We start from the raw sequence: 23,045 nt of genomic DNA, 5'->3' as shown, positions 1-23,045 counted from the left end.
ATACCTACTCTGACCTGTGCATTTGGGCGATGAGAGCGGCGGCGAGAGCGTCCAACAGTCGGCGATACTCGGCCGTCCACTGCGTCCCGTCACACGACTCCCGAGCAAAGCGCTCTGCGCCCCGCTGGAAGTTCTCCCGCATTCGCCTCGCTTGCAGCACCACCACGCCATCCTCGGTGGTGATGTCGTCCAACTCCGCGACGACGCTCGTGCAGAAGAGGAACATGCGCGCCACCATGCATTGCCGAGCTGGCTGTCGGAGGGCTTGTACCCGTGCATCCAACCCCGTTCCAGGGAGCGCGAGGCGCCATTCTTCTGCACAGGCGCGTGCGGGGCCCACGTCCAACTGCGTGTCCGAGATGGGCAAGCTAGGCAGCGCCACCCCGAAGAGTTCTGGTGGGCGTGGCTTGCTCGAGCGGCTCGCCCTCGGCTCGTCCCCCGCCCAGAGACCGGGCTCGGCAGCGGGCGGCAGCGGGCGCGTGTGGGGGCTTCGGGGGTAGGGCTGAGGCTGCTGCGCGCCAGGCTGCCCCACCACGGGCGCCCCTCGTCCCACTGGGGCCATGGGTGGGGCAGGGAAGGCAGGCCCAGGAACAGCTTGGGAGTACGTTCTGGGGGCCGGCGAGGCACAACCCAGGACAGTGGCGAGCGGGAGGAACAGGAGTAGACGGTGCATGCTCAGTGCAGTCTACGCTGGGTACTACCGCTCCGAGAGCCGTCGGCTCTGTCCGCCTGCTTGCGCCGTCGCGTGCTTAGGTTAGCGGGTTTCCAGACCGGGAGGTGTCTCCCGAGGTGCGCGAGGTGGAGGTGCGGGGATAGGGGGGCGTTACCGAGTCGCCAAGTCCCGGAAGGTCACCCCGTCGAGCTCCAGTCGTTGAACCGCATTCACAAAGCGTTCGGTGGCGATGATGGTCGTCCACCCCTGTCTCAGGCGAAACACATCGGGCGATCCAGCCAGAGAGGCCGCATCCAGGAGGATGGGCTCTGGGCGATCGAAGGGTTCATGCCCGCAGGTAGGGCACGGTGGCTTGCGGTCTGGTGGTAGGCAGTCGGGGTGAAACTGGCCGTGGAGTTCCAACTGGAGTTCCAGCAACTCTGGCGGACGCTTCACGCGGAACCGTACGTGGATAGGACAGCCGTGAAGGCCTCGCAGCGCCGCTGCCTGTAGCCGCTCCAACGCCTCGCGCCGGGCATAGAGCGACCATGGGTTCTGCATGAAGAGTTGACCGAAGTACCCTGAACCGGTGCCTTCCAGCGGACCGAATGGCGCGCCGGGCTCCAACAACGCCCAGGGTGGAGCCAGAGGGCGAACGACCTCACGAAGACGCGTGAATTCCTCGAATGGCACTGGCCACGAATCATCGAACTTCTTGCGCTCCGCGAGGCTGGACAAGTCCACACACGGATACTGGAGGCCCGCGACTCCCCCGCCCACACCACATTCCGGGCAGGACTCGATACCCTGCAGCCCCCACTTGTGCCCAGCGTCCAGGTTGCCTGTGTAGCGTGGCGCTTCGTCTGCTCCGACATGGTAGAACTTCACGCGCTCTGCTCCTGGGCCTCCATCGCAGGGCTACCAACCGAGGGCGCGGCGGAACAATGGGCCGATTCTAGGTCCCTGGTGAGGGAAGTACTCTCATGGGGCCCAAGGTTTGACGTTTGACGGTTCTCAGCGGCGCCTCGCTGCCAGCTCAAGTTTTCGCATGTGGGCGGCAAGTTCTCGTTCGATCATGCGTTCAAGCTTTTGCAAGAGCCCTTTGGGGAGATGCTCTGGATAAAACTTGGGGAATCCGAGATACCCTTCCAGCCCACCACTCCAACGCAGGTTTTCTTCATGGATTTTGGTCAATTCCCCAGCAGCACGGATTGCCAACTGAAGAGCCTGCATTGAGTCGATTCCCCAGAGTTCGAACAACTCCCGCTCCTCTGGGTGGACCCACTCGACACTGCACTTATAGTTCCCAGTCTTTGAGTCCCTGGCGGGCTTTCGGACACGAACGATGGCATGTTTACCTGGCCTATTTGTCAGCTCTAGGCGACGTTCTGCCATGATAGGGCCTGATGGCTTTGTGCCTCGCGGGAGGCGGGTTTCTGTGGGCATGTCGTGGGCCTCTAGCCACCGAAATAATTGAAACAGAAGTTGCGGCAGCTTGTTTCGCTCTCGTTGATTTTCGAGAAGCACGCAGCGCGTGTTTGGGCGTCTTTGATATCGTTGCAGAACTGGATGAACACCTGTCCTCCCGCGGCACAGGAATCAAGACAACGCTCTTTGTTTACAGGGCGTTTGGCTTCGCCCTGATGAGGCAAAAGTGGAGGAGTAGGTGGCCGCTCGGGAGTGGATTTGGGCGGACTTGGCGTAGGCTTGGCGCCGCAGATTTCTGGATTGGCTAGATTGCGCTTGATACAACAGTCGTAAGTGTTCTGGCAGTCAGGGGCCTGCGCCGCGCTTGGAGTGGCAGATAGACCCAGAAACAAGACACCTCGCATTATCCATGAGCGAGTCATATTGCTCCGCACTCAGTACAGGTTGATGCGGTAGTCGTGCGCGAGGCCCTGGTTGACGAGGGAGGGCCTTACCGCGAGCCGTACCGCCGTCGCTGCCAGGCCCTGGGTCTTGTTGAGCTTGACGTGGGCGGCCAGCAGCTCCGCCGGAGTCGGGCACTTCCCTGGGGCTGGCACTCGCTCGGGCGCCCAGGGCCGGGCGCGCACCAGTGCCTCGGAGGCGAACTCAGCTCGCTCCTGGATGTCGAGCAACGTCGCAATGATTGGCTTCTTGTTGTCCACCGCCATGCGCGACAGCAGGGCCTCCTCGGCGGTGAGCCGGGCCGCTCCCTGAATGCGCACCACCTTGGGCTGCCCCGGCGTCAGCGCCAGGAGCGCCGCCTTCCCGCTGTCCAGCACGTTGCGGTGCCCATCCGCGCGCTTGTTGCCCGGACGATCCGGCAGCGCGACCGTGCGCTCATCGATCTGCAGCAGGAACCCTCTCGGGTCCCCCTTGGGGCTCGCATCCGCGTGGCCCGCCGCGTCCACCGTCGCCAGCACGCAGAAGCGCGCCGTGGCCAGGGCCTCTCCCGCAGCGCTGGCTTCCGGTGCCCAGAAGGATGAGCGGATCATCGCCTTGCCGCAGTGGACGAAGCACTCCTCGACGGCAATGCGAAGCTCCGTGTCAGAGGCCGTCACCCGTCCGTTGATGCGCAGTGTCTCGGTCGTGCCCGGCACCAAGCTCAGCAGGGCCACGCCATCTCCGGGGCTGGCCTCGAAGGGCCCATCGAGCAGCTCGCGCTTCAGCGACAGTGCTCGCTCCTCCGTCTTGATGAACCCAGGCTCCCCGCCCGCCAGCGTGACAGAGATTCCCCGAGCACCCGCGACGACCACGGCCGCCAGCGGACTCGCCGCCACCCAGGCCCGCGCGAGCGGGTCCAGGTGGTCAATCTGCTTCATCTTCACCGGCAGGGCCGGTGCCCCTACGCACGCTTCGAGCTGCGAGACGGTCGTGACCATGGATGGCGCTCCTTCTACGCGTTCAGTGTCGCGGCGTGGTGGCGCAGGTGGTCCTCCATGAACGTCGACACGAAGTAGTAGCCGTGGTCGTACCCCTCCTGCTTCCTGAGCGTCAGGGACTGGCCCGCAGCCGCGCAGGCGTCCTGGAACAACTCCGGACGCAGCTGCTCCGTCAGGAACTTGTCCTTCGTCCCCTGGTCCACCAGCAGCGGAGGAAGCGGGGCTCGCTGCTTGCGCATCAGCTCACTCGCATCCCACTCCCGCCACTTCTCCTGATCCGGCCCCAGATAGCCGCCGAAGGCCTTGTGGCCCCACGGCGACTGCATCGGCGCGGAGATGGGCGCGAACGCGGACACCGAGCGGTACCGCCCCGGCTGCCGCAATGCGCACACCAGCGCCCCGTGGCCTCCCATCGAGTGTCCGAAGAGGCCCTCCCGGTCCATGCGCGCCGGCAGGTGCGCGCCCACCAGCTCGGGCAGCTCCTTCGTGACGTACGTGAACATCCGGTAGCGCGAGGACCACGGCGCCTGCGTGGCATCCACGTAGAAGCCCGCTCCCACGCCGAAGTCCCACGAGTCCGTCTCCCCCGGGAAGCCCGCCCCCCGAGGGCTCGTGTCCGGCGCCACCAGCATCAACCCCAGCTCCGCGGCCACCCGCTGCGCCCCTCCCTTCATGAGGAATGTCTCCTCCGTGCAGGTGAGGCCCGCCAGGTAGTAGAGCACTGGCACCTTGCGCGTCGCCGCCTGCGGGGGCACGTACACGCCGAAGCGCATCTCGCCCCCGCACGCCTCCGAGGCATGCTTGTAGAACGCCGTCGTGCCGCCGAAGCAGCGGTGCTCCGAGAGCAACGTCAGCGGCACTGTCATGAGTACTTCACCACGCTGCGGATGGACTGGCCCCGGTGCATCAAGTCGAACGTCTCGCCGATGCCCTCCAGCGGCACCATGTGCGTGATCAGCGGATCGATCTGGATCTTCCCCTCCATGTACCAGTCCACGATCTTCGGCACGTCCGTGCGCCCTCGCGCTCCGCCGAACGCCGAGCCCTTCCACACCCGCCCCGTCACCAGCTGGAATGGCCGCGTGCTGATCTCCTGCCCCGCCGCCGCCACTCCGATGATGATGCTCTCGCCCCAGCCCTTGTGGCAGCACTCCAGCGCCTGCCGCATCACCTTCACGTCCCCGATGCACTCGAAGCTGTAGTCCGCGCCGCCCTTCGTCAGGTCCACCAGGTACTTCACCAGGTCGCCCCCCACCTCGCGCGGGTTCACGAAGTGCGTCATCCCGAACCGCTGAGCCATCTCCTTGCGCCCCGGGTTGATGTCCACCCCGATGATCATGTCCGCCCCTACCATCCGCGCCCCCTGCACCACGTTCAGCCCGATGCCTCCCAGGCCGAACACCACCACCTTGCTCCCCGGCGTCACCTTCGCCGTGTACACGACGGCTCCGATGCCTGTGGTCACCCCGCAGCCGATGTAGCAGACCTTCTCGAAAGGAGCGTCCTCCCGGATCTTCGCCACCGCGATCTCCGGCAGCACCGTGAACTGCGCGAACGTCGACGTCCCCATGTAGTGGTGGATGCGCTGGTTCCCAATCCGGAACCGGCTCGTCCCGTCCGGCATCAGCCCCTGGCCCTGCGTCGACCGGATCGCCTGACACAGGTTCGTCTTCCGGGACAGGCAGTACTCACACTGCCGGCACTCGGGCGTGTACAGCGGAATGACGTGGTCGCCCTTCTTCACCGACGTCACCCCCGGCCCCACGTCCACCACAATCCCCGCGCCCTCGTGCCCGAGGATCGCCGGGAAGAGCCCCTCCGGATCCTTCCCGGACAGCGTGTAGTCGTCGGTGTGGCAGACACCCGTGGCCTTCAGCTCGATGAGAACCTCTCCAGCCTTGGGGCCCTCGAGCTGCACTGTCTCGATGCTCAGGGGCTTGCCCGCCTCGAACGCGACCGCTGCACGAACGTCCATGTGCTCTCCCGTGACTCGGCCCTCCCAGGAGGGGAGGGCGGCGGGAGCAGACTACCGAGGTCAGGCCGCCAGAGGGGCGGAATCGAAGTAGACGCCTCGCACCCAGCGCGCCCCGGTGAACGACGTCCGCGCGTGAAGCATCCGCCAGTTGTCATAGATGAGGAAGTCGCCCTCCCGGAGCAGGAACCGGTATTGGTGGCGCTCGTCCCTCACCAGCTTCGCGAAGCGGTTGTACGCCCGGTACCACGCCTCCATCTCCGCGAACGGCCGCCGGTACGGCGCCAGCGTGAAGTAGCTGTACCGGATGCGAAAGCCTCCCGGCGCGCTGAAGTCCAGGATGGGCGACACGAGCACCTTCTCGAAGGATTTCTGCTTCCGGTGGAACGTCACCGGCACCGTGCGCAGCAGCTCGAAGGCCGGCCGATCCAGCTCGGCCAGGTGGTTCGCCGCTGCCAGCGCATCCACCACGAAGTTCTCTCCGCCCGTCTCTGCGGGCTGCTGGCTGTGCAGCAGTTGGTAGCGAGGAGGCCGCTCCAGGAAGGGCTGATCCGTGTGCAGCTGGATGGCGCTGTCCGTGTAGCCAAGCTGGTCCGTGTTCTGGTTCGTCGTGTTGTCGGTGCGCAGATCCTCGATGCGCCCGAAGTGCGTGCCGATGACGGAGAGCCCCTCTCGCTCCAACGTCTGGATGATCGCCTCCGTGTCGAGCCCGAACCCCCTCACCACCAGAAGCCCCGTGCGCGCCAGCGTGCTTCGGATCCGTGGCCCGAGCGGCTCGTCGAGCGTGTGGGAGTCCACGGTGATGGTGGCCGGATCCGACGGGGGCGGGGGCGCGGGTTCGCGCTCGGCCGCGTAGGCATGGGCCTGCAGCCAGGTGGAGGCGTAGCGGCTCACCTTGCCGTCGGCCCGGTCGCCCCAGTCGATGTCCAAGGAATCCGCGCCCTCGCCGATGCGCACGGCCTTGGGCTGGGGATCGAGCGGCAGCTCCGACGAGCAGACGATGCGCTCGTTCGTGAGTGGGTGCCGGTCCAGCTCGGAGTTGTGCCGCAGCCAGAACCAGTGGAAGTCGGCGTGGCGAGGTCCTTCTCCCGGAGTGAAGTGGACGCGCAGGTAGTCATCATGGGGTTCGAGGCGGGTGATGGGCATGGGCACTCCAGGACATGCGGGGGGACGGCGGGGAACTGGGCGGGGAGCACGGCGGACGCGCGGGCGCTGGCGTGGGGCCAGCGGCGTCGGCGGCAGAGGCTCAGGGGAACAGCGGGAGCGGTCTCTTCACGCCAGCGCTAACAGCGTACGCCGCGGCAACAACAGCCGCAGGCGAACGTCATGGAGCGGGCACAGAAGAGAAGCATCGTCTTGGAGACGGTAGAGAGCCTCTGTACGCGAGTCAAGCAAGCTCTCTCACACAGGCGAGAGCCCAGGGGGTACGCTGGGCTCATGGCGATTCAGTACTCCCGAACCCAGGAGCGTCAGTTGCCCGCGCCCCCCGAGCTCGTGTGGGGGCTCGTCGCGGATACGAACCGGTGGGACCGGATCGTGGGCATGAATCCCACCGATTATCGCTACCGCATGCTCGGCGCCGAGAGCGAGCAAGTCCGCGCCCGCATCGGTCACGCCTACCAGTCTTGGGGCGAGGCCGAGTGGCTGGAGCGAGGCGAGTGGGTGGAGGGCCAGTTCATCCACGCCCTGCGCCGGTACCTGGCCGGCCCCATTCGCGAGAGCGGCATCCGCGCGGAGCTGCAGTCCGTGCCCGGGGGCTCCCGCGTCTCCGTCACCGTGTACGCCGAGGCGGACAAGCCGCTGGACTCGCGCGTCGAGGGCCGGCTCATCCAGGCCTTCGAGCAGGGGCTGAAGCTCTACATCGATGCCCTGGCTCGGCTCTTCATGCGTGCGCGGATGAAGGTCTCCCTGGAGCCGGGCCCGGAGCCCGCCGTCATCCAGCTGCGGCACCTGCTCGGCCAGCTGGAGCCGGATGGATCGGCGTTTGGTCTCCGAGGGCTCGTGCTGGACAAGGAGCTCCAGCTCCGGGCGCAGCGCTTCGCCAGCGCTCCGGTCAAGCCCGAGCTCCGGGAGCGCATGGTCCGCTTCATCCAGGAGGCCTTCGACGATGAGCTGCGGCAGATCCGCCCGTTCGAGCTCGCGAGCACCTGGGACTTCGAGCGGCGGGAGGTGCTTCAGGCCTTCCTGCACGCGGCGAGGGCGGGGCTCTATGAGCTCCAGTGGCAGCTGGATTGCCCCATGTGCCGCGAGGGCGTGCAGGAGGTGCCCAACCTCGACGGCTTGAAGCGCGAGGGCTACTGCGTCGACTGCGACCGCTCCTTCGGCCTGGACTTCGCGTCGAACGTGGAGGCGATCTTCCGGGTGAGCCCGGCCATTCGCATGCTGGCTCCGGGCACGTACAGCGCGGGCTCGCCCTGGTTCCGGCCCCACGTGCGGGCGAACTTCATCGTCGCTCCGCACAGCCGACGGGAGGTGTCCCTGGAGCTGCCGGACAGTGCTTATGCCCTGCGCACGGCCATGCTGCGCTACCGCACCGCGCTCCCCGTGAAGCCCGGCGCCCGGCTCCAGGTGACGCTGGGCCCCCAGACGCTCGCGGTGGCTCCTGCGGAGGGCACGGCGGAGGGGTCGGGGGTCTCACTCCTGCTCGTCAATGACACGCCTCGCGAGGAGGAGTTCGCCATCGAGCGCGTGGACTGGCTGCCCGAGGCGGCGCTCGGTAAGGACGTGCTCGCGGTGCCGGACTTCCACAGCCTGTTCTCCGCTGAGGCCCCGGCTGTGGGGATGGAGCTGTCCATCGGCTCCATGGTGGTGCTGTTCACGGACCTCACGGGCAGCACCTCGCTCTATGAGCAGATCGGCGATGCGCGGGCTTTCGCCCTCATCGAGCAGCACTTCCAGACGGTGGCGCGGGCCGTCGCGAGCCACGAGGGCGCGGTGCTCAAGACGATGGGGGACGCGGTGATGGCCGCCTTTCCTCGCGCCGGGCAGGCCTTCGCGGCGGCCCTGCAGATGGTGCGCGAGACGGAGCAGCTCCACAGCCACCATGGGCTGCGCTTGAAGGTGGGGCTCCACGAGGGCCCGTGCCTCGCCGTGCGCGCCAACCAGCGGTTGGATCTCTTCGGGAGCACGGTGAACCTGGCGGCGCGCCTGCAGGGCAAGGCGAGGGGAGGGCAGGTGGTCCTCCTGGAGAGCCTCTTTCAGCACCCGGAGATCGCCGAGCGCATCCGCGAGGAGCGCCTGGATGCCACGCGCTTCGAGGCCGAGCTGCGCGGCGTCACCGAGCGCCAGGCCTGTGTGGCGGTGACGGCCGTGGGCGCGGGGGGCTCGAGCGGGTTATAGACAGGGCGTGTCCGACGCCTCCGATTCTCCGCTCGAAGCCGCGCTCACCCGCGCCAGTGAGGAGCTGAAGCTGCCCTCGTATTACCGGTCCTCGGTCCGGCCGCTCCTGAGGAACCCCGAGGGCCGCTGGCCCGTGTGCTGTGGGGGCGGCTGTGAGCCCTGCGCCCAGACCCTCATCCGTGTGGCCGCCCGCACGCTGGAGCTGATGGGCACGCCGCGTCAGGCACCGCTGCCGGAGTAAACCAGGATCTGCTGCCATGAGCCCCTCTCTCCCTCCGCTGCTCCTCGTCGATGACGACGCGGCCTTTCGCAAGGTCTATGGCGGGCTGCTGCGTGACGCGGGCCATGAGCTCGTCGAGGCCGCGGATCGCCCCTCCGCCCGCGCCGCAGTGGAGGCCCGCGCGTTTCCCCTCGTCCTGCTGGATCTGATGCTCCCGCCGGATGGCAGCGTGTCCGCTGGGCTGGAGCAGCTCGGCGCGCTGCTGGCCGCACGGCCCGGTACCAAGGTCATCGTCGTCTCCGGCGCGGGGGACACGCGCCACTCGCTCGAGGCCATCCGCCTGGGCGCCTACGACTTCCTCACCAAGCCCGTGGATCCGGACGTGCTCCTCGTGGTGGTGCAGCGTGCCCTGGCCCGCGTCGCCCTGGAGCGGCAGGTGGAGGCCCTGCAGTCCTCGCTCGCCCGCGCCGGTGGGGACACCGCCATGGTGGGGCAGAGCGCGCCGTTCCTCTCCGCCGTCTCGCTCGCCGAGCGCATCGCCGCCAGCGATCTCCCCGTCCTCATCACCGGCGAGAACGGCACCGGTAAAGAGCTGCTCGCCCGCTCCATTCACCTCAAGAGCCGCCGCCACGCCGGGCCCTTCATCCCCGTCAACTGCGGTGCGCTCCCCGAGAACCTGCTGGAGAGCGCCCTCTTTGGCCACGTGAAGGGCGCCTTCACCGGCGCCACGCGGGACCACCGTGGTCTGTTCGCCGAGGCCGACGGCGGCACGCTCTTCCTCGATGAGATCGGCGACATGACGCCTTCGCTCCAGGTGAAGGTGCTGCGCGCTCTGGAGACGGGGGACATCCTCCCCGTCGGCGCGGATCGGCCCTCGCGCGTGGACGTGCGCTGCCTGTCCGCCACCAACAAGGACCTCGGAGCGATGCAGCAGGCCGGCACCTTCCGCGAGGACCTCTACTGGCGCATCAAAGGCGTGGAGGTGCACCTGCCGCCCCTGCGCCAGCGCACCGCGGATCTGCCGCTGCTCGCGCGGCACTTCCTCAACCAGTGTGCTCACCTGTGCCCGGATGGCCGCGCCCGGCAGCTCTCGGACGCCGCCACCGAGGCGCTCCTGTCGCACCCCTGGCCCGGCAACCTGCGCGAGCTGCGCCATGAGATGCAGCGCACCTCCGTGCTCGCGGGCGAGCGGCGCGAGATTCAGCCCGAAGACTTGTCCTTCACCGGCAGCGATCGTCCGCGCACGCCCGCCCCAGGGGCCACCACGCTCCAGCAGAAGGTGGAGGCCCTGGAGCGCCGGGAGATCGAGGAGGCCCTGCGCCGCTTCCATGGCAACCGCACCCATACCGCCGAGGCGCTCGGGCTCTCCCGGCAGGGGCTGCTCAAGAAGCTCGAGCGCTATGGGCTCACGTGAGCGCGGCTGGGACGTGTCTCAGAACAGCCGCGTGCCGATGCCCAGCCGCACCTGGTAGCCCAGCCGCACCTCATTGTCCTTCAGCGGCGCCTTGAAGCTCTCCACGCCGATCTGCCCCGCCGTGAGCAGCGAAATCCCCGAGCCCAGGTAGAACTCCGCCCCTCCGCCCGTGAGCGCCTGGAACCGCCGCGCCCCCGTGGGGTCCAGTCCCAGGTCCACCGGCAAGTCCAAGAGCCCCAGCAGCATCACCGTGTCCGCCACCCGCCAGCCGATGATGAGCCCCGGGGTGATGCGCACCAGGGTTCCGCCGAAGTTGTCCGCGTCCAGGTACGCGCTGCCCGAGTTGAACACCAGCCCCAGGCTCAGCGTGGGAGCGATGGTCGTGGGCCCGTCGCTCACCACCGTCTTGCGCGCCCCGACTTCCAGGATGCCCGCCAGCCGGAAGTAGTCCAGCCGCCCCCGGGCCTCGATCTCGAACAGGGAGAGTCCCTGCCGGTAGCCCCCTCCCATCTCGGGCACACCGATGTAGCCGTACACGGAGGAGGCCCCCTCCGGCAGCATGGCCGGGGCCACCACCGTCCCAAAGGACCACTCCTCGCGGGCTGGAGCCGCCCCTTGCGCAGCCACGGGGACCGGGAGAGCGAACACGAGGGCCAGCAGTAAGACTGGGCGCTTCATGCGCCCACCTTACGCGCCTGCCGGGAGTCGTCGACCTTTCCTCCGCTGACGCTCAATTCCGGACAGCCTGGAGTTCCAAAATAAAAAAGTCCTCCAGGGACTTTCTTACAGATTGAGATCGCGTCATGATGAAAAGCAGTTCCACTATCCCGGATTATTACCGTTTGAGCCGATAATCGAACGTTTCCTCACCCGCCTCCTGGAGCCCCCCATGGCCGCCCGTTCCCCTCGCGCGACCATTCTTGAGCCAGCCTCTTCCGCCTGCGGACTCAGTCCTCGCAGCCGGAAAGCGAGGCGTTTGCGCGTGCTCCTGGTGGAGCCGGAGGCGCAGTACCGCTCCGAGCTGGGGACGGCCCTGTCCGAGGCGGGCTTCGAGGTGGCGCTGGTGGGCTCGGCGGAGGACGCCCGCGAGGAGCTGGCGCCGGGTGGAGTGCTGCCGGGGTTGATCGTCTCCGAGACGGAGCTGCCGGGCATGGACGGCTTCACGCTCTGCGGACTGGTGCGCACGGAGCTGCGCACGGCGCAGGTGCCGGTGTTCCTGCTGGCCAGCCGCCGCGAGTCGTTCCACCCGGAGCTGGCCGCGAACATGGGCGCGGACGATTACCTGGCCAAGCCGGTGATGGTGCAGGACGTGGTGGCCCTGGCGCGGCTCAAGGCGGGCCGGCGCACGGGGGAGAGTGAGTACGAGGCGCACTCGGCGCGGCTGCCCCTGACGGAGATTGCGCGTGCGCTGCTGGCCGGTGCGCGCTCGGGCCGCGTGGTGCTCAAGGACGGCGGGGACGGGTTCTTCGCCTTCCGCGGCGGGCGCGTGGTGGACGCGGCCTTCCAGGGCGAGCGGGGCGTGCTGGGCTTCCGGCGCCTGCTGGCCTTCGGCAGCGGGGTGTTCGGCGTGAATTTTGGCCCCGAGCTGCACCGGGGCTCGCTGCTGATGGACCGGGCGTTCCTTCGCGCCGAGGTGCTGCCCGCCCTGGAGCGCTTCGAGCGGCTGCGCGAGGTGGGGGTGCCGCTGGCGGCGCGCCTCACGGTGGACTTCGCGCGGATGGCCGAGCACCTCTCCGAGCTGCCGGACGAGGTGATTGCCCTGGTGCGCCTCTTCGATGGGCGGCGCACGGTGCGCGCGGTGCTGCTGGAGTGCCGGCTGCCCGAGGTGGTGGCGTTCGAGGCGGCGATGCACCTGTTCGTGCTGGGGGTGCTGGTGCCCGCCAGCCGCGTCGAGGAGCGGGAGCGCTCGCTGGATGCGCCGCGCTTCTTTGAGCCGGCGGAGGCCGAGGCTGCCCGGGTCGCGCGTGAGGTGGCTGCGCACGAGTCCGAGGAGCGTGCGGCGGAGGCGCTCGAGGCCCGGGTTCAAGAGGCGGCGGAGCGCGAGGCGGAGGCGGCTCCGGCGGCCGAGGCGGCTCCGACGGTCGAGGCGGCTCCGGTGGCCGAGGCAACTCCGGCGGTGGATCCGGAGCCGGCTCCGGTTCAGGCCCAGGAGACCGTGGACGAGAGCGCGGCCGCCGAGGCGTCCAAGCCCGTGCAGAGCGTCCCCGTCATCCTGCACTTCCCGAAGCCTGCGGCCCGCCGCCGGGAAGAGGGCAAGTCCCGCGCCCTCCAAGCCGAGGCGTAGTCCCTGGCCGTTCGACTCGGGGTTTGACTCGGTGGGTGGGGTTAGGGGAGAAGTTGCCCCGCCATGTCCGGTCATAACCGATGGTCCAAGATCAAGCGCCAGAAGGCCGCCATGGGCGCGACCAAGGGCAAGCTGTACAGCAAGGTCATCAAGGAGCTCACCGTCGCGGCCCGCCTGGGCGGCGGGGATCCCACCGGTAACGCCCGCCTGCGCGTCGCCATCGCCGCGGCGCGCGAGGCGAACATGCCCAAGGACTCCATCGAGCGCGCCATCAAGAAGGGCACCGGCGAGCTGGAGGGCGAGAGCTACGAAGAGGTGATGTACGAGGGCTATGGCCCCGGCGGCGTGGCTGTCCTGGTCGAGTGCCTCACGGACAACCGCAACCGCACCGCGGGAGACGTGCGGATCCTCTTCAACAAGGGTGGAGGCAACCTCGGCGCCGAGGGCGCGGTCGGCTGGATGTTCCAGAAGAAGGGCGTCATCGCCGTGAAGCCGGGCCCCTCCGAGGACCAGGTGATGGAGAAGGCCATCGAGGCCGGCGCCGAGGACGTCATCAACCAGGGAACGGACGGCTTCGAGGTGCGCACGGCGCCTGTGGACCTGCACACGGTGGCCAACAGCCTGGAGTCGGCGGGGCTCAAGCTGGGCGAGCAGAGGTGGAGCTTCTTCCCGCAGAACACGGTGAAGCTCGAGGGCGAGAACGCCAAGAAGATGCTCAAGCTGATGGACGCGCTGGAGGACAACGACGACGTCCAGAACGTCCACGCCAACTTCGAGATCGACGAGGCGTTGATGGACGCGTTACAAGGCTGAACACCTGTTTCGTTGGGGTGGTGGAGAGGAACGTGCGCGTCCTAGGGGTCGATCCTGGCAGCCGCTTCATGGGCTATGGCGTGGTGGAGGAGCGGCGGGGCCGGCTCACCCATGTGGCCCATGGGGTCATCAAGGTGGACCCCAACGCCCCACTGCACGAGCGGCTGATGGTGCTGCACGCCGAGCTGACGGGCGCGCTGCGCCACCTCAAGCCCGAGGCGGTGGCGGTGGAGGGTGTCTTCACCTTCCGCAACGCACGCAGCGCCCTGGTGCTGGGGCACGCGCGAGGCGTGGCGCTGCTGGCGGCGGCCCAGGCGGGGCTGCCCGTGTACGAGTACCCGCCGGCGAAGGTGAAGCGCTCGGTGGGCGCGGGCGGCGCGGACGGCAAGGACGCCATTGCTCGCATGGTTTGCTCCCTGCTGAGGCTCGACGAGATTGAGCGGGCGGATGCCAGCGACGCCCTCGCGGTGGCGCTGTGCCACTTGAACCAGGGCCGGGCCGCGGGCCTGCTCGCGGGCAGCTCTCGCGGGGCTCGCGCCAAGGGCCGCAAGGGCGCGGCGGCGCTCCTCGCGGATCGGCTGAGCCCGTCCTACCGGCGCCCGGAGGCGCGATGATCGCGGCACTGCGCGGAACCCTGCAGGAGAAGGGCCTCGACGAGTCCATCATCGACGTGGGAGGGGTGGGCTACCGTGTCTTCTTCTCCACGCTGACGATGGGGAAGCTGCCCGCGGAGGGCCAGCCCGTCCAGGTGCGCGTGCGCACGGTGGTGCGCGAGGACGCCTTCGAGCTGTTTGGCTTCCTCACTCGAGGCGAGGAGGAGATGTTCCTGCTGCTCACCTCGGTGTCGCACGTGGGGCCGCGGCTGGCGCTCACCGTGCTGTCCGGGATGGAGGTGCCGGAGCTGGTGGTGGCCATCGCCAAGGAAGAGGTGGCGCGGCTCACCAAGATTCACGGCATCGGCAAGAAGACGGCCGAGCGGCTCGTGCTGGAGCTCAAGGAGAAGGTGAAGACGCTCCACCTGGAGGCCGTGGCCAAGGGCGCGGTGACGCCGCCTCCGGCCGCGGGGCCCATGGCGGACCTGGTCTCGGCGCTGCTGAACCTGGGCTACAAGGCGCCGCAGGCGGAGAAGGCCGCGGAGATGGCCGGAGAGCGGCTGGGGCCCGAGGCCGCCTTCCAGGCGCTGTTCCGCGAGGCCCTCAAGGTGTTGCGCTCGGGGGCCTGAGCCTCCTCTGGACCGCGGCTTCTCTTCCACCCAATACTGCCGGTTCGTGGCGTTGCCACTCCCCGAGCACCCAGGCCCCCCCACCATGAAGAAATCCTCGCGGTCGTACCTGATTCTCTCCCTCATGGCCCTGGTCATGATGACCAGCCGCTGTGACTGCTCTCGCGCCTCCACGTCGTCGGGGCGCTGCGAGGGGTTCATCGGCAACCTGGCGGTGTCGGATGAGATCGATCCGGAGAGCTTCTACGCCATCAACTACCTCAACAATGAGGACATCCTCTCCGTCAGCTTTGGCCAGCGGAAGGTGGTGATGAGCGCGGTGGTGGCTCGCTCCTCGGTGCTCTCGGGAGGCGTGGAGCTGAACCTGCCGAGCGAGGTGGCTCCCGGTGGAACCCCGGGCGGTACGGATGGCGGCACGGGCGGCGCGGATGGTGGTACAGGCGGTACGGGAGGGTTCATCCCCGCGCCCTCGCCCGAGATCAAGCACTGGGACTTGGTGACCCAGGGCCTTCGTCCGAAGCTGCGGACAGGCACGCTGGAGCGGGTCGTCACCTTCGTGGAGAACCGCCTGTCGACGACGCTGAAGCTGTTCTTCGAGGACGGCACCTCGCTGGTGTGTGAGTTCCAGGTGCGCCACGACGAGGAGAATGACCGCGGCACGGATCCCTCGGGTGGCGGTGGATGCTTGGGCGATACGGGCAGTGGCGGGGACTCGGACTTCGACTGACGCATGCCCCGGTGGCTGCTTCGGCCCGTGGACGTGGCCTCGTTGGCGGTGCTCCGCATCGCCTTCGGCGCGGTCATGGCCGCCGCGATCCTGCGCTACTTCCTCAAGGGGTGGATCCACGCCTACTACGTGGCTCCCTCCTTCTTCTTCACGTTTCCCGGGTTCGGGTGGGTGAAGCCTCTGTCGGCCGTGGGGATGTACGCCCTCTTTGCCGTGCTGGGGGTGGCGGCGGTGGGGGTCATGCTGGGCCTGTTCTACCGGGCGTGCATGCTCGTGCTGGCCGTGGGGTTCTCGTACGTCCAGCTGCTGGACCGGACGCACTACCTGAACCACTACTACCTGGCGTGCCTGCTGGCCTTCCTCATGGCGCTGATGCCGCTGGAGGGGCTCTGGTCGCTGGATGCACGGCGCCGCCCGGAACTGCGCCGGGACACCGTGCCCGCCTGGTGCCTGTGGACGCTGCGCGCGCAGCTGATGGTGGCGTATGCCTTCTCGGGGATGGCGAAGCTTCAGCCGGATTGGCTGCTCCACGGCCAGCCCCTGGTGCAGTGGCTGGATGGCACTCCGGTGGCCCGTGCGCTGGCACCCGTGGTGCCACTGCCCGTCCTGGCGCTCGGGGCGAGCTGGGGAGGCATGCTCGTCGTGCTGCTAGGCCCTCCATTCATGCTGTGGAGGCGCACGCGGCCGGTGGCTTATGCCGCCCTGTTGTCCTTCCATTTGATGACGGGGCTGCTGCTCAACATCGGCGTGTTCCCGTGGATGGCGGCCTCGCTGCTGCTCCTGTTCTTCGAGCCGGACTGGCCGCGTCGGGCGCTTGCGTGGGCTCGTACGGGGACGCTGTCTGCACCCACGGCGGAGAGCCCAGCGCCCGCGCTGGAGCGGCGGCCCGCGGCGTGGCTCACCGTGCTGCTGTGCGTGCACTTCACCGTGCAGGTGCTGGTGCCGCTGCGGCACTGGCTCTACCCGGGGCCAGTGCTCTGGAACGAGGAGGGGTTCCTCTTCTCCTGGCACATGAAGATCATGGAGAAGCGGGCCCACGCGCGCTTCGAGGCCACGGATCCAGCCTCCGGTGAGCGCTGGGAGGTGGAGCCGCTGCGCTACCTCACCGACAAGCAGGCGTACCGGATGGTGACCCACCCGGACATGCTGGCCACCTTCGCGCGTCACGTCTCGGAGGAGTACGCGCGCCAGGGACAACCCGGAGTGGAAGTGCGAGCCTGGGTGGCCGTCCGATTGAACGGGCGGCCCCGCCAACTCCTCGTGGACCCAACGGTGGACCTGGCGGCGTACCGGTACAGCCTCTCGCCCCGGCCCTGGATTCTCCCGCTGGAGGGCCCTGGGGCTCGGCTCGCGACTCCCTGAGCGAGCCCCTGGGCCTTGGCTCTGCCTGTCAGGCGCGCTCGACGCGGATGCGCGTGGGCAGGCCGTTGAGGTTGAACTCCTCCTCCTTGCCGGTGAGGCCCTCGGGGCCCACGTTCAGCTCGGAGGCGAGCGTCTCGCGGGAGATGAACTCCTTGGAGGCCTGCGTCACCCGGAGCACCCGCGCGTCGCCGTCCACCCAGAGGCGGATGCGGTCCGTATAGCCCAGCGCCATGTCCTTGCGCGCCGCCTGCACGCGGGCGAGCAGCTCGCGCACGAGGCCCTCGTCCACCAGCGCCTCGGTCAGCTCGGTGTAGAGCACCACCACGCCCACGCTCGCGCCTGCGGCGGCGAAGCCGGGGTTGGCCTCCACGAGCACCTCCAGCTCCTCGGCGGGGAACGCCATGCGCTCGCCGTCCACGGTGATGGAGACCATGCCCTTGAGGGACAGCTCGCGCTGGAGGATGCGGCCATCCGCCGAGTCGAACGCCTTGCGCACCGGCGCCAGCTTGGGCCCGAGCCGGCTGCCCACCGCGCGCAGGTTGGGGCGGACCTTGTAGCGGACCACGTCCGTCTCCTGGCCGGCCTCGAGGAAGTGCACCTCGTGGACGTTCAGCTCGTCGGCGATGAGTTCCTTGTAGACGGCCACGCGCTCCTTCAGCTCCGAGCGCGCGAGGATGACGTCCACGCGGGACAGGGGCTGGCGGACCTTGAGGCGGTTGTCGGTGCGGACCTTGAGGCCCAGGGACACCAGCTCGCGCACCGCGCCCATCTCCGCGGCGAGCCCCTCGTCGATGAGGCGCTCGTCGGCGTCGGGGAAGCGGCCCAGGTGGACGCTCTCCGGCTGGGAGTGCGGCCAGGGGCGGCGCACCAGGTTGAGCCACATCTCCTCGGCGAAGAAGGGGATGAAGGGCGCGGACATGGAGGCGATGGCGGTGAGCGCCTCGTACAGCGTGTAGTACGCGTCGAGCTTGTCCTGCTCCAGGCCGGGAGCCCAGAAGCGGTCGCGGCTGCGGCGCAGGTACCAGTTGGAGAGCGCGTCCACGAGCGCCACCAGCCGCTGGGCCGCCTCATAGACGTGGTAGCCGTCCAGGTGGCGGGCCGTGTCGCGCAGGGCGAGCTGCACTTCGGAGAGGATCCACTTGTCCAACACCGTGCGGACCTTGGGCTCGCGCCAGCCCTGGCTCTTGCGGATGGCGAGCCACGGGGCCTCGGAGGCGTCCGGGTTGCCGGTGGCGGGCGAGAACCCGTCGATGTTCGCGTAGATGGTGAAGAACGAGTAGACGTTGCGCAGCTTGACCTGGAAGTCCTTCTGCAACAGGCGCACGTTGCTCAGCGAGTGGCGCGTGTTGGACCAGGTGGGGCTGGCCGCGTAGAAGAACCAGCGGAAGGCGTCCGCGCCGGGGGCCTTGGAGGCGGGGTCCTTGAGCACCACGCGCTCGGAGGGAGCCAGGCGGGGCACCTCCACGGGCATGACATCCGCGCCCTTGGCCGAGGGCGCCACGCTCAGCGCCTCCAGGTCCTTCTTCGCCAGCAGCAGCACGCGCCGCTTGAGCTTCTTGTGGGCCTTCACCGTGAGCGTGAGGGCGGTGCCGGGTTGATCCGGGCGGAACACCTGGACCTTGACGCCCTCCTGCATGTCGAGGCCCTCGAGGTCCTCGCGGGCGATGAGCGCCTCGCCGGCCACGCCGTTGACGCCGGCGGCCTTGTCATCCAGCACGGCGAAGTCCATGCGGACTTCATCGAGGATGATCTCGGGCGGGGTGTAGTTGCCCTTGGACTTGGACTCCTTCTTGCCCTCCTTGTCGGAGACGTGGCCGAGCACGATGCAGCTCTTGTACGGGTGCGGCCAGCCGTGGGACGGGAGGATGTTCTCTCGCTTCTGCGTCTCCTCATCGAAGACGAGCGTGCTGATCATCAGCAGCGAGTAGAACCAGCCGCGCGTCTGGTCGATGGCCTCGGAGATGAAGTCAGCGGGGAAGGCCTGGGTGAACTTCTCGCGCGAGCCCTGGGCGTGGGGGAAACCCCACTGGGCGAAGGGCATGCAGCCCGAGTCGAACCACACGTCGATGACTTCGGGCACGCGGGTGAAGCGGCCGGGGGTGCCGGGCTTCTCGTAGGTGACCTTGTCGATCCACGGCTTGTGGACGATGAGGTGCTCGGCGGTGGTGGCACCGGGCTTCTGGGCGAGGAAGGCCTTGAGCTCGGCCTCGACGGCGGCGAGGTTGCTGCCGGGCTTCTCGCGCAGGGCCTGGAGCGAGGGGATGGCCTCCACCTCGCCCGTCTCCGAGTGGATCCACAGGGGGAGCGCGGTGCCCCAGTAGCGCTCGCGGGAGAGGGCCCAGTCCACGTTGTTGGCGAGGAAGTCGCCGAAGCGGCCTTCCTTGATGTGCTCGGGGACCCAGTTGACGGCGCGGTTGTTGGCGATGGCCTGGTCCTTCACCTGGGTGGTGCGGATGTACCAGGCGGGGCGGGCGAACTGGATGAGCGGGTCGTCATCGGCGCGCCAGCAGAACGGGTACTCGTGCTTGTACTGCTCCATGAGCACCAGCAAGCCGCGCTCCTTGAGGGCGCGGGAGATGTCCTTGTCGGCGTCCTTGACGAACTTGCCGGCAATGCCGGGGAAGTCGTCGGAGAAGGTGCCATCCGAGCGGATGGCGCAGAACATCTCGAGGGCGTCGGGCTGGGTGAAGCGGGTGCGCTCCTGGCGGAAGGCGTTGTAGTCGTCCTCGCCGAAGGCGGGGGCGATGTGGACGATGCCGGTGCCGCTGGTGAGGGTGACGAAGTCGGCGGCGATGACGCGCCAGGCGGGCGAGTCCGAGCCTCCGGCCTTCAGGGGCAGCTCGGTGGAGCCGGCGCGCTGGAAGTAGACGTCATAGGGCGGGAAGTAGCGGCGGCCGACGAGCTCGCTGCCCTTCTGGGTCTCCAGGATGGGCAGGTCCTTCTTGAGCTTCTTGGCGAGCTCCTCGCGGAGGGCTGCGGCGATGATGAGCTTGCGGTCGCCGGCGTCCACGGTGACGTAGTCCACCGAGGGGTTCACGGCGGCGTACATGTTGGACGGGAGTGTCCAGGGGGTGGTGGTCCAGATGAGGAGCGCCGTGTCGGGCTGGCCTCTCAGGGGGAAGGCGACGTAGGCGCTGGGGTCATCGACGGTGCGATAGCCCATGCCGACTTCGCCGGAGCTGAGGGCGGTTCCGCCCTGGGGCCACCACCAGACGATTTTGTGGCCCTGGTAGAGGAGGCCCTTGCGGAACAGCTCGGCGAGGGCCCACCAGACGCTCTCGACGTAGGAGCGGTGGTAGGTGACGTAAGCGTCGGGGAGGTCGACCCAGAAGCCGATGCGCTCGGTGAGGCGCTCCCACTCATTGGTGTAGCGGAAGACGGACTCGATGCAGCGCTGGGTGAAGGGCTCGACGCCGTAGCGCTCAATCTCCGCCTTACCGTGGATGCGGAGCTCCTTCTCGACTTCCACCTCGACGGGGAGGCCGTGGGTGTCCCAGCCGGCTTTGCGGGGGACGCGGAAGCCGCGCATGGTCTTGTAGCGAGGGAAGAGGTCCTTGATGACGCGGGTGAGGACGTGACCGTTGTGGGGGAGGCCGTTGGCGGTGGGCGGGCCCTCGTAGAAGATGAAGGGAGGGGCAGCGTCCCGGCCCTCGAGCGTCTGCTCGAAGATTCGGCGTTCCTTCCAGAAGGCGAGGATGCGGCGCTCGTCGGCGGGGAAGTCGATCTCGTTGGGGACCGTAGCGAAAAGGGGCTGGGCCATGGCCCGGGACAGATAGCACCAGAGCGGCCCGGATGGGGGGCTTGTGTGAGCCCCCCGGGGTATTTCGGATACCTGGAGACGTTCGGGCGGGGCTATTTGGAGGCTTCGCCCAGGACTTCGGCCAGGGTGGTGGCGGTCAGGGCCCGGTCACACCACTGGTCGAGCAGGCGGGTGTCCTTGCAAGCAAGGATGCGCCGACGGGTCTTGGCATCCATGGGAATACCGCGCCGGTCCAGGGTCCGGAGGAGGTACTTGGCTTGGCCCTTGGCCTCTCCCTTGGCCTCCCCTTGAGCGAAGAGCTTTTCCCCCACGGTCTGCATCAGTTCCTCCGTCTGCTGTGGACCTACTGAATGTCTCGACGGCCAGCTACTTTTCTCTCGTGTTCAAGGGCCGCGAGGGAGCCATGAAGGGCAGGTAGCACTGCTTCCGCCACTCATAGGTGATGTCGGAGCAGGGAGGCGTTTCATTGCCTACGAGGCTCCAGCAGCCACCGTTGATCTCGACCAGGGGTTTCCTGCACGGAGGCGTGCGCTGGCCTTGGAGGGGACCATCGGGGATGGGGGCGTTAATCCCCTCGTGTGGAGGCATGGGCTCGGATGGATTTAGAGGTTCCGGGAGCTCAAGTTCTCCGAGCCCTGAAGTCTCTGCATGCACGGTGGGGAACTGCTGCATGAGAGTGGGGGGCTGGCCGGAGGAAGAAGATTGTTCCATCTGCGCATGGAGCAGTCCTCCCCCTCCAGCGACCAACACAAGGGTCAAGGCCGTGGCGCCGAACCACACCTTCCAACGGAGCGCACGGCTCGGCATGGGAGGTGGAGGCTTTTGCTGGGGAATTGCTTTTCTGGGGGCGGAGTGAGCCCTGATCGGGCCGATGGGCTTGTCCGCTTTGGCGCCCTCGGTGTTCGCCGACCGCTCCAGGCCCCTGACCAACTCCGCCGGAGTTCCTCGGGCTGAGGGCTCCACGGACAGCAGCTGCCGGATCCACAGGGCCAACTCGGGGCTGAGCTGAACGAGCACGTCCGCGGGCACGAGTTTGGGAATGATGGGGAGGGAGTCGTCCTGGCCCTCATCCGTTCCGGAGTCGTCGTCGGCGATGAGCGGGTAACGCTCGGTGACGAGCCGGTAGGCAGTGACGCCCAGGGCGTACACGTCATCCGCAACAGAGGGCTCATAGCGAGCTGTGGGATCCCGGCGGAACCTCCACTGGTGAACGAGGGACTGAGGGCTGAGGTATTCGGGCGTGCTGGGAGGCCCGGAGTTGCGGGTGATGACGGGAGCGCCGCGGAAGGTGCAGGAGCCGAAGTCCACCAGCACGGCGTGCCCATCTTCGGGGCGCACGAGGAAATGGTCCCCTTTGACGTCGCGGTGGAGCCCACCGGCGGAATGGATGGCTTGGAGTGCGCGGGCGCCTTGAGCCAGGACGCGCAGCACCTCCCGCGAGGAGCGGGGCCGGAGCCGGGCCCAGGAGTACAGGGGCAGACCCTCCTCCCAGTCCATGACCAGGAACGAGTAGGTCGTGCCGCTGGGGCTGTGCCACTCGCCCGAGTCCCGCAGGAGGGGCAAGTTCGGGTGCTTCATGCGGGAGAGAAACGCTGCCTCCAGGGCAAAGCGGGGATCCCCTGGCTGGAGCGCGAACTTGAGAGCGACGGGGCCTGACTCGGGAGCGGTGGTGCTCTCCGCGCGGAAGACGGCACCAAAGGAGCCTTGGGAGGCCAGACCCAGCAGGCGCCAGGAGCCGACGATCGAACCTGGAGGAAGGGTAGAGGGGTGCATGGCGTGGGAAGTTCCCAAGAAGGTACCTCCGGGCGGGAAAGAAGACCAGACAGGTAGTCTCCCTTGAAACAACCTAGGAGGTGGAACGCCTTCAGGCATTTGGCAGCAGTGAGAGCATCCAGGAGGTGCCAGGGCCAACCCATCGGCAGTGGGAGAGGGACAGAGCCAACTGGTTGGCAGTGACGAACGGGGCGGAGGGACAGTGCCAACCGGTTGGCAGTGACGAGCGGGCCCGAGGTTCAGAGCTAACTGGTTAGCTCCGGCGAACGAGGCGGAGGGCCAGAGCGCACGGGTTCGCACTGAGGCATGGGAGCAGGCCCAGTCTTTTCAAGGGTTTGGTAGTAACGAGGACGGCACGTTCAGGGCTGGTGCGCGCTAGAGTAGGCAGAAGCCACACCATACAAAACCAGCACCGCTCGCATCACGGGGCGGACGCACATGCGCATGAATCCTGGGTGGAGAGCGCTGACTTGGGGACTGCTGGCCCTCCCAGATTTCAAGACGCGGCAAGTGCCTTCTGTTGCTTTCCCCTGAGACGTCCCGGAACTTCTCTCTGCCGATTCTGCACTCTGCGACATGATCAGCACGGGAAGGTTTGATTCATGGATGTACCAGGAGAATGCCGCTTCGGCGGAAGACACTCGTCAGTGGGTGGCAAAAG

20 protein-coding genes are annotated in these 23,045 nt (G+C 67.9%); 9 read left to right on the top strand and 11 right to left on the bottom strand.

All coding sequences use genetic code 11. The features are described from left to right. Nucleotides 1–4: 4 nt before the first annotated feature. From DB31_RS22460 to DB31_RS22430, 7 genes are all read right to left on the bottom strand, one after another. Complete coding sequence (locus tag DB31_RS22460) at nt 5–226, bottom strand: hypothetical protein (protein WP_044191220.1); 222 nt, start codon at nt 224–226, stop codon at nt 5–7. A gap of 597 nt (nt 227–823) precedes the next feature. Continuing rightward, nucleotides 824–1,540, bottom strand: coding sequence for a SitI6 family double-CXXCG motif immunity protein (gene sitI6, locus DB31_RS22455; protein ID WP_044191219.1), 717 nt, complete (start codon nt 1,538–1,540; stop codon nt 824–826). Nucleotides 1,541–1,666: 126 nt separating this feature from the next. Next, the gene (locus DB31_RS51625) at nt 1,667–2,047 is read right to left on the bottom strand and encodes a DUF6968 family protein (RefSeq protein WP_420806716.1); all 381 of its coding nucleotides are present in this window, start codon (nt 2,045–2,047) and stop codon (nt 1,667–1,669) included. A gap of 467 nt (nt 2,048–2,514) precedes the next feature. Next, nucleotides 2,515–3,498 carry a pyridoxamine 5'-phosphate oxidase family protein gene (locus DB31_RS22445; protein WP_044191217.1) on the bottom strand — a complete coding sequence of 328 codons (984 nt, stop codon included), beginning with the start codon at nt 3,496–3,498 and terminating at the stop codon, nt 2,515–2,517. Nucleotides 3,499–3,512: 14 nt separating this feature from the next. Further along, complete coding sequence (fghA, locus tag DB31_RS22440; protein ID WP_044191216.1) at nt 3,513–4,364, bottom strand: S-formylglutathione hydrolase; 852 nt, start codon at nt 4,362–4,364, stop codon at nt 3,513–3,515. Continuing rightward, nucleotides 4,361–5,473 carry an S-(hydroxymethyl)glutathione dehydrogenase/class III alcohol dehydrogenase gene (locus DB31_RS22435; protein ID WP_044191215.1) on the bottom strand — a complete coding sequence of 371 codons (1,113 nt, stop codon included), beginning with the start codon at nt 5,471–5,473 and terminating at the stop codon, nt 4,361–4,363. Before DB31_RS22435 ends, fghA begins: the two co-directional genes overlap by 4 nt. A gap of 60 nt (nt 5,474–5,533) precedes the next feature. Continuing rightward, the gene (locus tag DB31_RS22430) at nt 5,534–6,616 is read right to left on the bottom strand and encodes a TauD/TfdA family dioxygenase (protein ID WP_044191214.1); all 1,083 of its coding nucleotides are present in this window, start codon (nt 6,614–6,616) and stop codon (nt 5,534–5,536) included. Between the two features lie 291 nt (nt 6,617–6,907). Here DB31_RS22430 and DB31_RS22425 point away from each other — a divergent pair, with 291 nt between their 5' ends. Genes DB31_RS22425 through DB31_RS22415 form a run of 3 tightly spaced genes read left to right on the top strand, consistent with a single transcriptional unit; the run spans nt 6,908 to nt 10,443 of the window. Beyond that, the gene (locus tag DB31_RS22425; RefSeq protein WP_044191213.1) at nt 6,908–8,809 is read left to right on the top strand and encodes an adenylate/guanylate cyclase domain-containing protein; all 1,902 of its coding nucleotides are present in this window, start codon (nt 6,908–6,910) and stop codon (nt 8,807–8,809) included. 7 nt (nt 8,810–8,816) lie between these two features. Then, the gene (locus DB31_RS22420) at nt 8,817–9,050 is read left to right on the top strand and encodes a hypothetical protein (protein WP_044191212.1); all 234 of its coding nucleotides are present in this window, start codon (nt 8,817–8,819) and stop codon (nt 9,048–9,050) included. Between the two features lie 16 nt (nt 9,051–9,066). Continuing rightward, nucleotides 9,067–10,443 (top strand): sigma-54-dependent transcriptional regulator, encoded by a 1,377-nt coding sequence (locus tag DB31_RS22415; RefSeq protein WP_044191211.1) that lies wholly within the window; start codon nt 9,067–9,069, stop codon nt 10,441–10,443. A gap of 18 nt (nt 10,444–10,461) precedes the next feature. On the opposite strand, the gene DB31_RS22410 is transcribed toward DB31_RS22415, so the two are convergent. Beyond that, the gene (locus DB31_RS22410; RefSeq protein ID WP_157232107.1) at nt 10,462–11,121 is read right to left on the bottom strand and encodes a hypothetical protein; all 660 of its coding nucleotides are present in this window, start codon (nt 11,119–11,121) and stop codon (nt 10,462–10,464) included. Between the two features lie 304 nt (nt 11,122–11,425). Here DB31_RS22410 and DB31_RS22405 point away from each other — a divergent pair, with 304 nt between their 5' ends. From DB31_RS22405 to DB31_RS22380, 6 genes are all read left to right on the top strand, one after another. Beyond that, complete coding sequence (locus tag DB31_RS22405) at nt 11,426–12,727, top strand: response regulator (protein WP_240486846.1); 1,302 nt, start codon at nt 11,426–11,428, stop codon at nt 12,725–12,727. Nucleotides 12,728–12,790: 63 nt separating this feature from the next. Then, complete coding sequence (locus tag DB31_RS22400) at nt 12,791–13,540, top strand: YebC/PmpR family DNA-binding transcriptional regulator (protein ID WP_044191209.1); 750 nt, start codon at nt 12,791–12,793, stop codon at nt 13,538–13,540. 32 nt (nt 13,541–13,572) lie between these two features. After that, nucleotides 13,573–14,154: a crossover junction endodeoxyribonuclease RuvC gene (gene ruvC, locus DB31_RS22395; protein WP_044191508.1), complete on the top strand. Its 582-nt coding sequence runs from the start codon at nt 13,573–13,575 to the stop codon at nt 14,152–14,154. Then, a complete protein-coding gene (ruvA, locus tag DB31_RS22390; protein ID WP_044191208.1) occupies nt 14,151–14,762 on the top strand; it encodes a Holliday junction branch migration protein RuvA in 612 nt (203 codons plus the stop codon). Before ruvC ends, ruvA begins: the two co-directional genes overlap by 4 nt. 85 nt (nt 14,763–14,847) lie before the next feature. Beyond that, nucleotides 14,848–15,489 carry a hypothetical protein gene (locus DB31_RS22385; protein ID WP_044191207.1) on the top strand — a complete coding sequence of 214 codons (642 nt, stop codon included), beginning with the start codon at nt 14,848–14,850 and terminating at the stop codon, nt 15,487–15,489. A gap of 3 nt (nt 15,490–15,492) precedes the next feature. After that, complete coding sequence (locus DB31_RS22380) at nt 15,493–16,851, top strand: HTTM domain-containing protein (protein WP_044191206.1); 1,359 nt, start codon at nt 15,493–15,495, stop codon at nt 16,849–16,851. Between the two features lie 28 nt (nt 16,852–16,879). Here the strand turns inward: DB31_RS22380 and ileS are convergent, their stop codons facing one another. From ileS to DB31_RS22365, 3 genes are all read right to left on the bottom strand, one after another. After that, on the bottom strand, nt 16,880–20,611 hold the full coding sequence (gene ileS / locus DB31_RS22375; RefSeq protein WP_044191205.1) for an isoleucine--tRNA ligase: 3,732 nt from the start codon (nt 20,609–20,611) through the stop codon (nt 16,880–16,882). A 92-nt stretch (nt 20,612–20,703) separates the two neighbouring features. Next, a complete protein-coding gene (locus DB31_RS22370; protein ID WP_044191204.1) occupies nt 20,704–20,931 on the bottom strand; it encodes a hypothetical protein in 228 nt (75 codons plus the stop codon). A gap of 46 nt (nt 20,932–20,977) precedes the next feature. Next, a complete protein-coding gene (locus DB31_RS22365; RefSeq protein WP_044191203.1) occupies nt 20,978–22,384 on the bottom strand; it encodes a serine/threonine protein kinase in 1,407 nt (468 codons plus the stop codon). Nucleotides 22,385–23,045 lie beyond the last annotated feature (661 nt).

Origin of the sequence: Hyalangium minutum (genome assembly GCF_000737315.1) — a bacterium.
Lineage (GTDB): Bacteria > Myxococcota > Myxococcia > Myxococcales > Myxococcaceae > Hyalangium > Hyalangium minutum.
The sequence above is the reverse complement of the archived record's forward strand: the minus strand, read 5'-3'. Positions and strand labels throughout refer to the sequence as shown.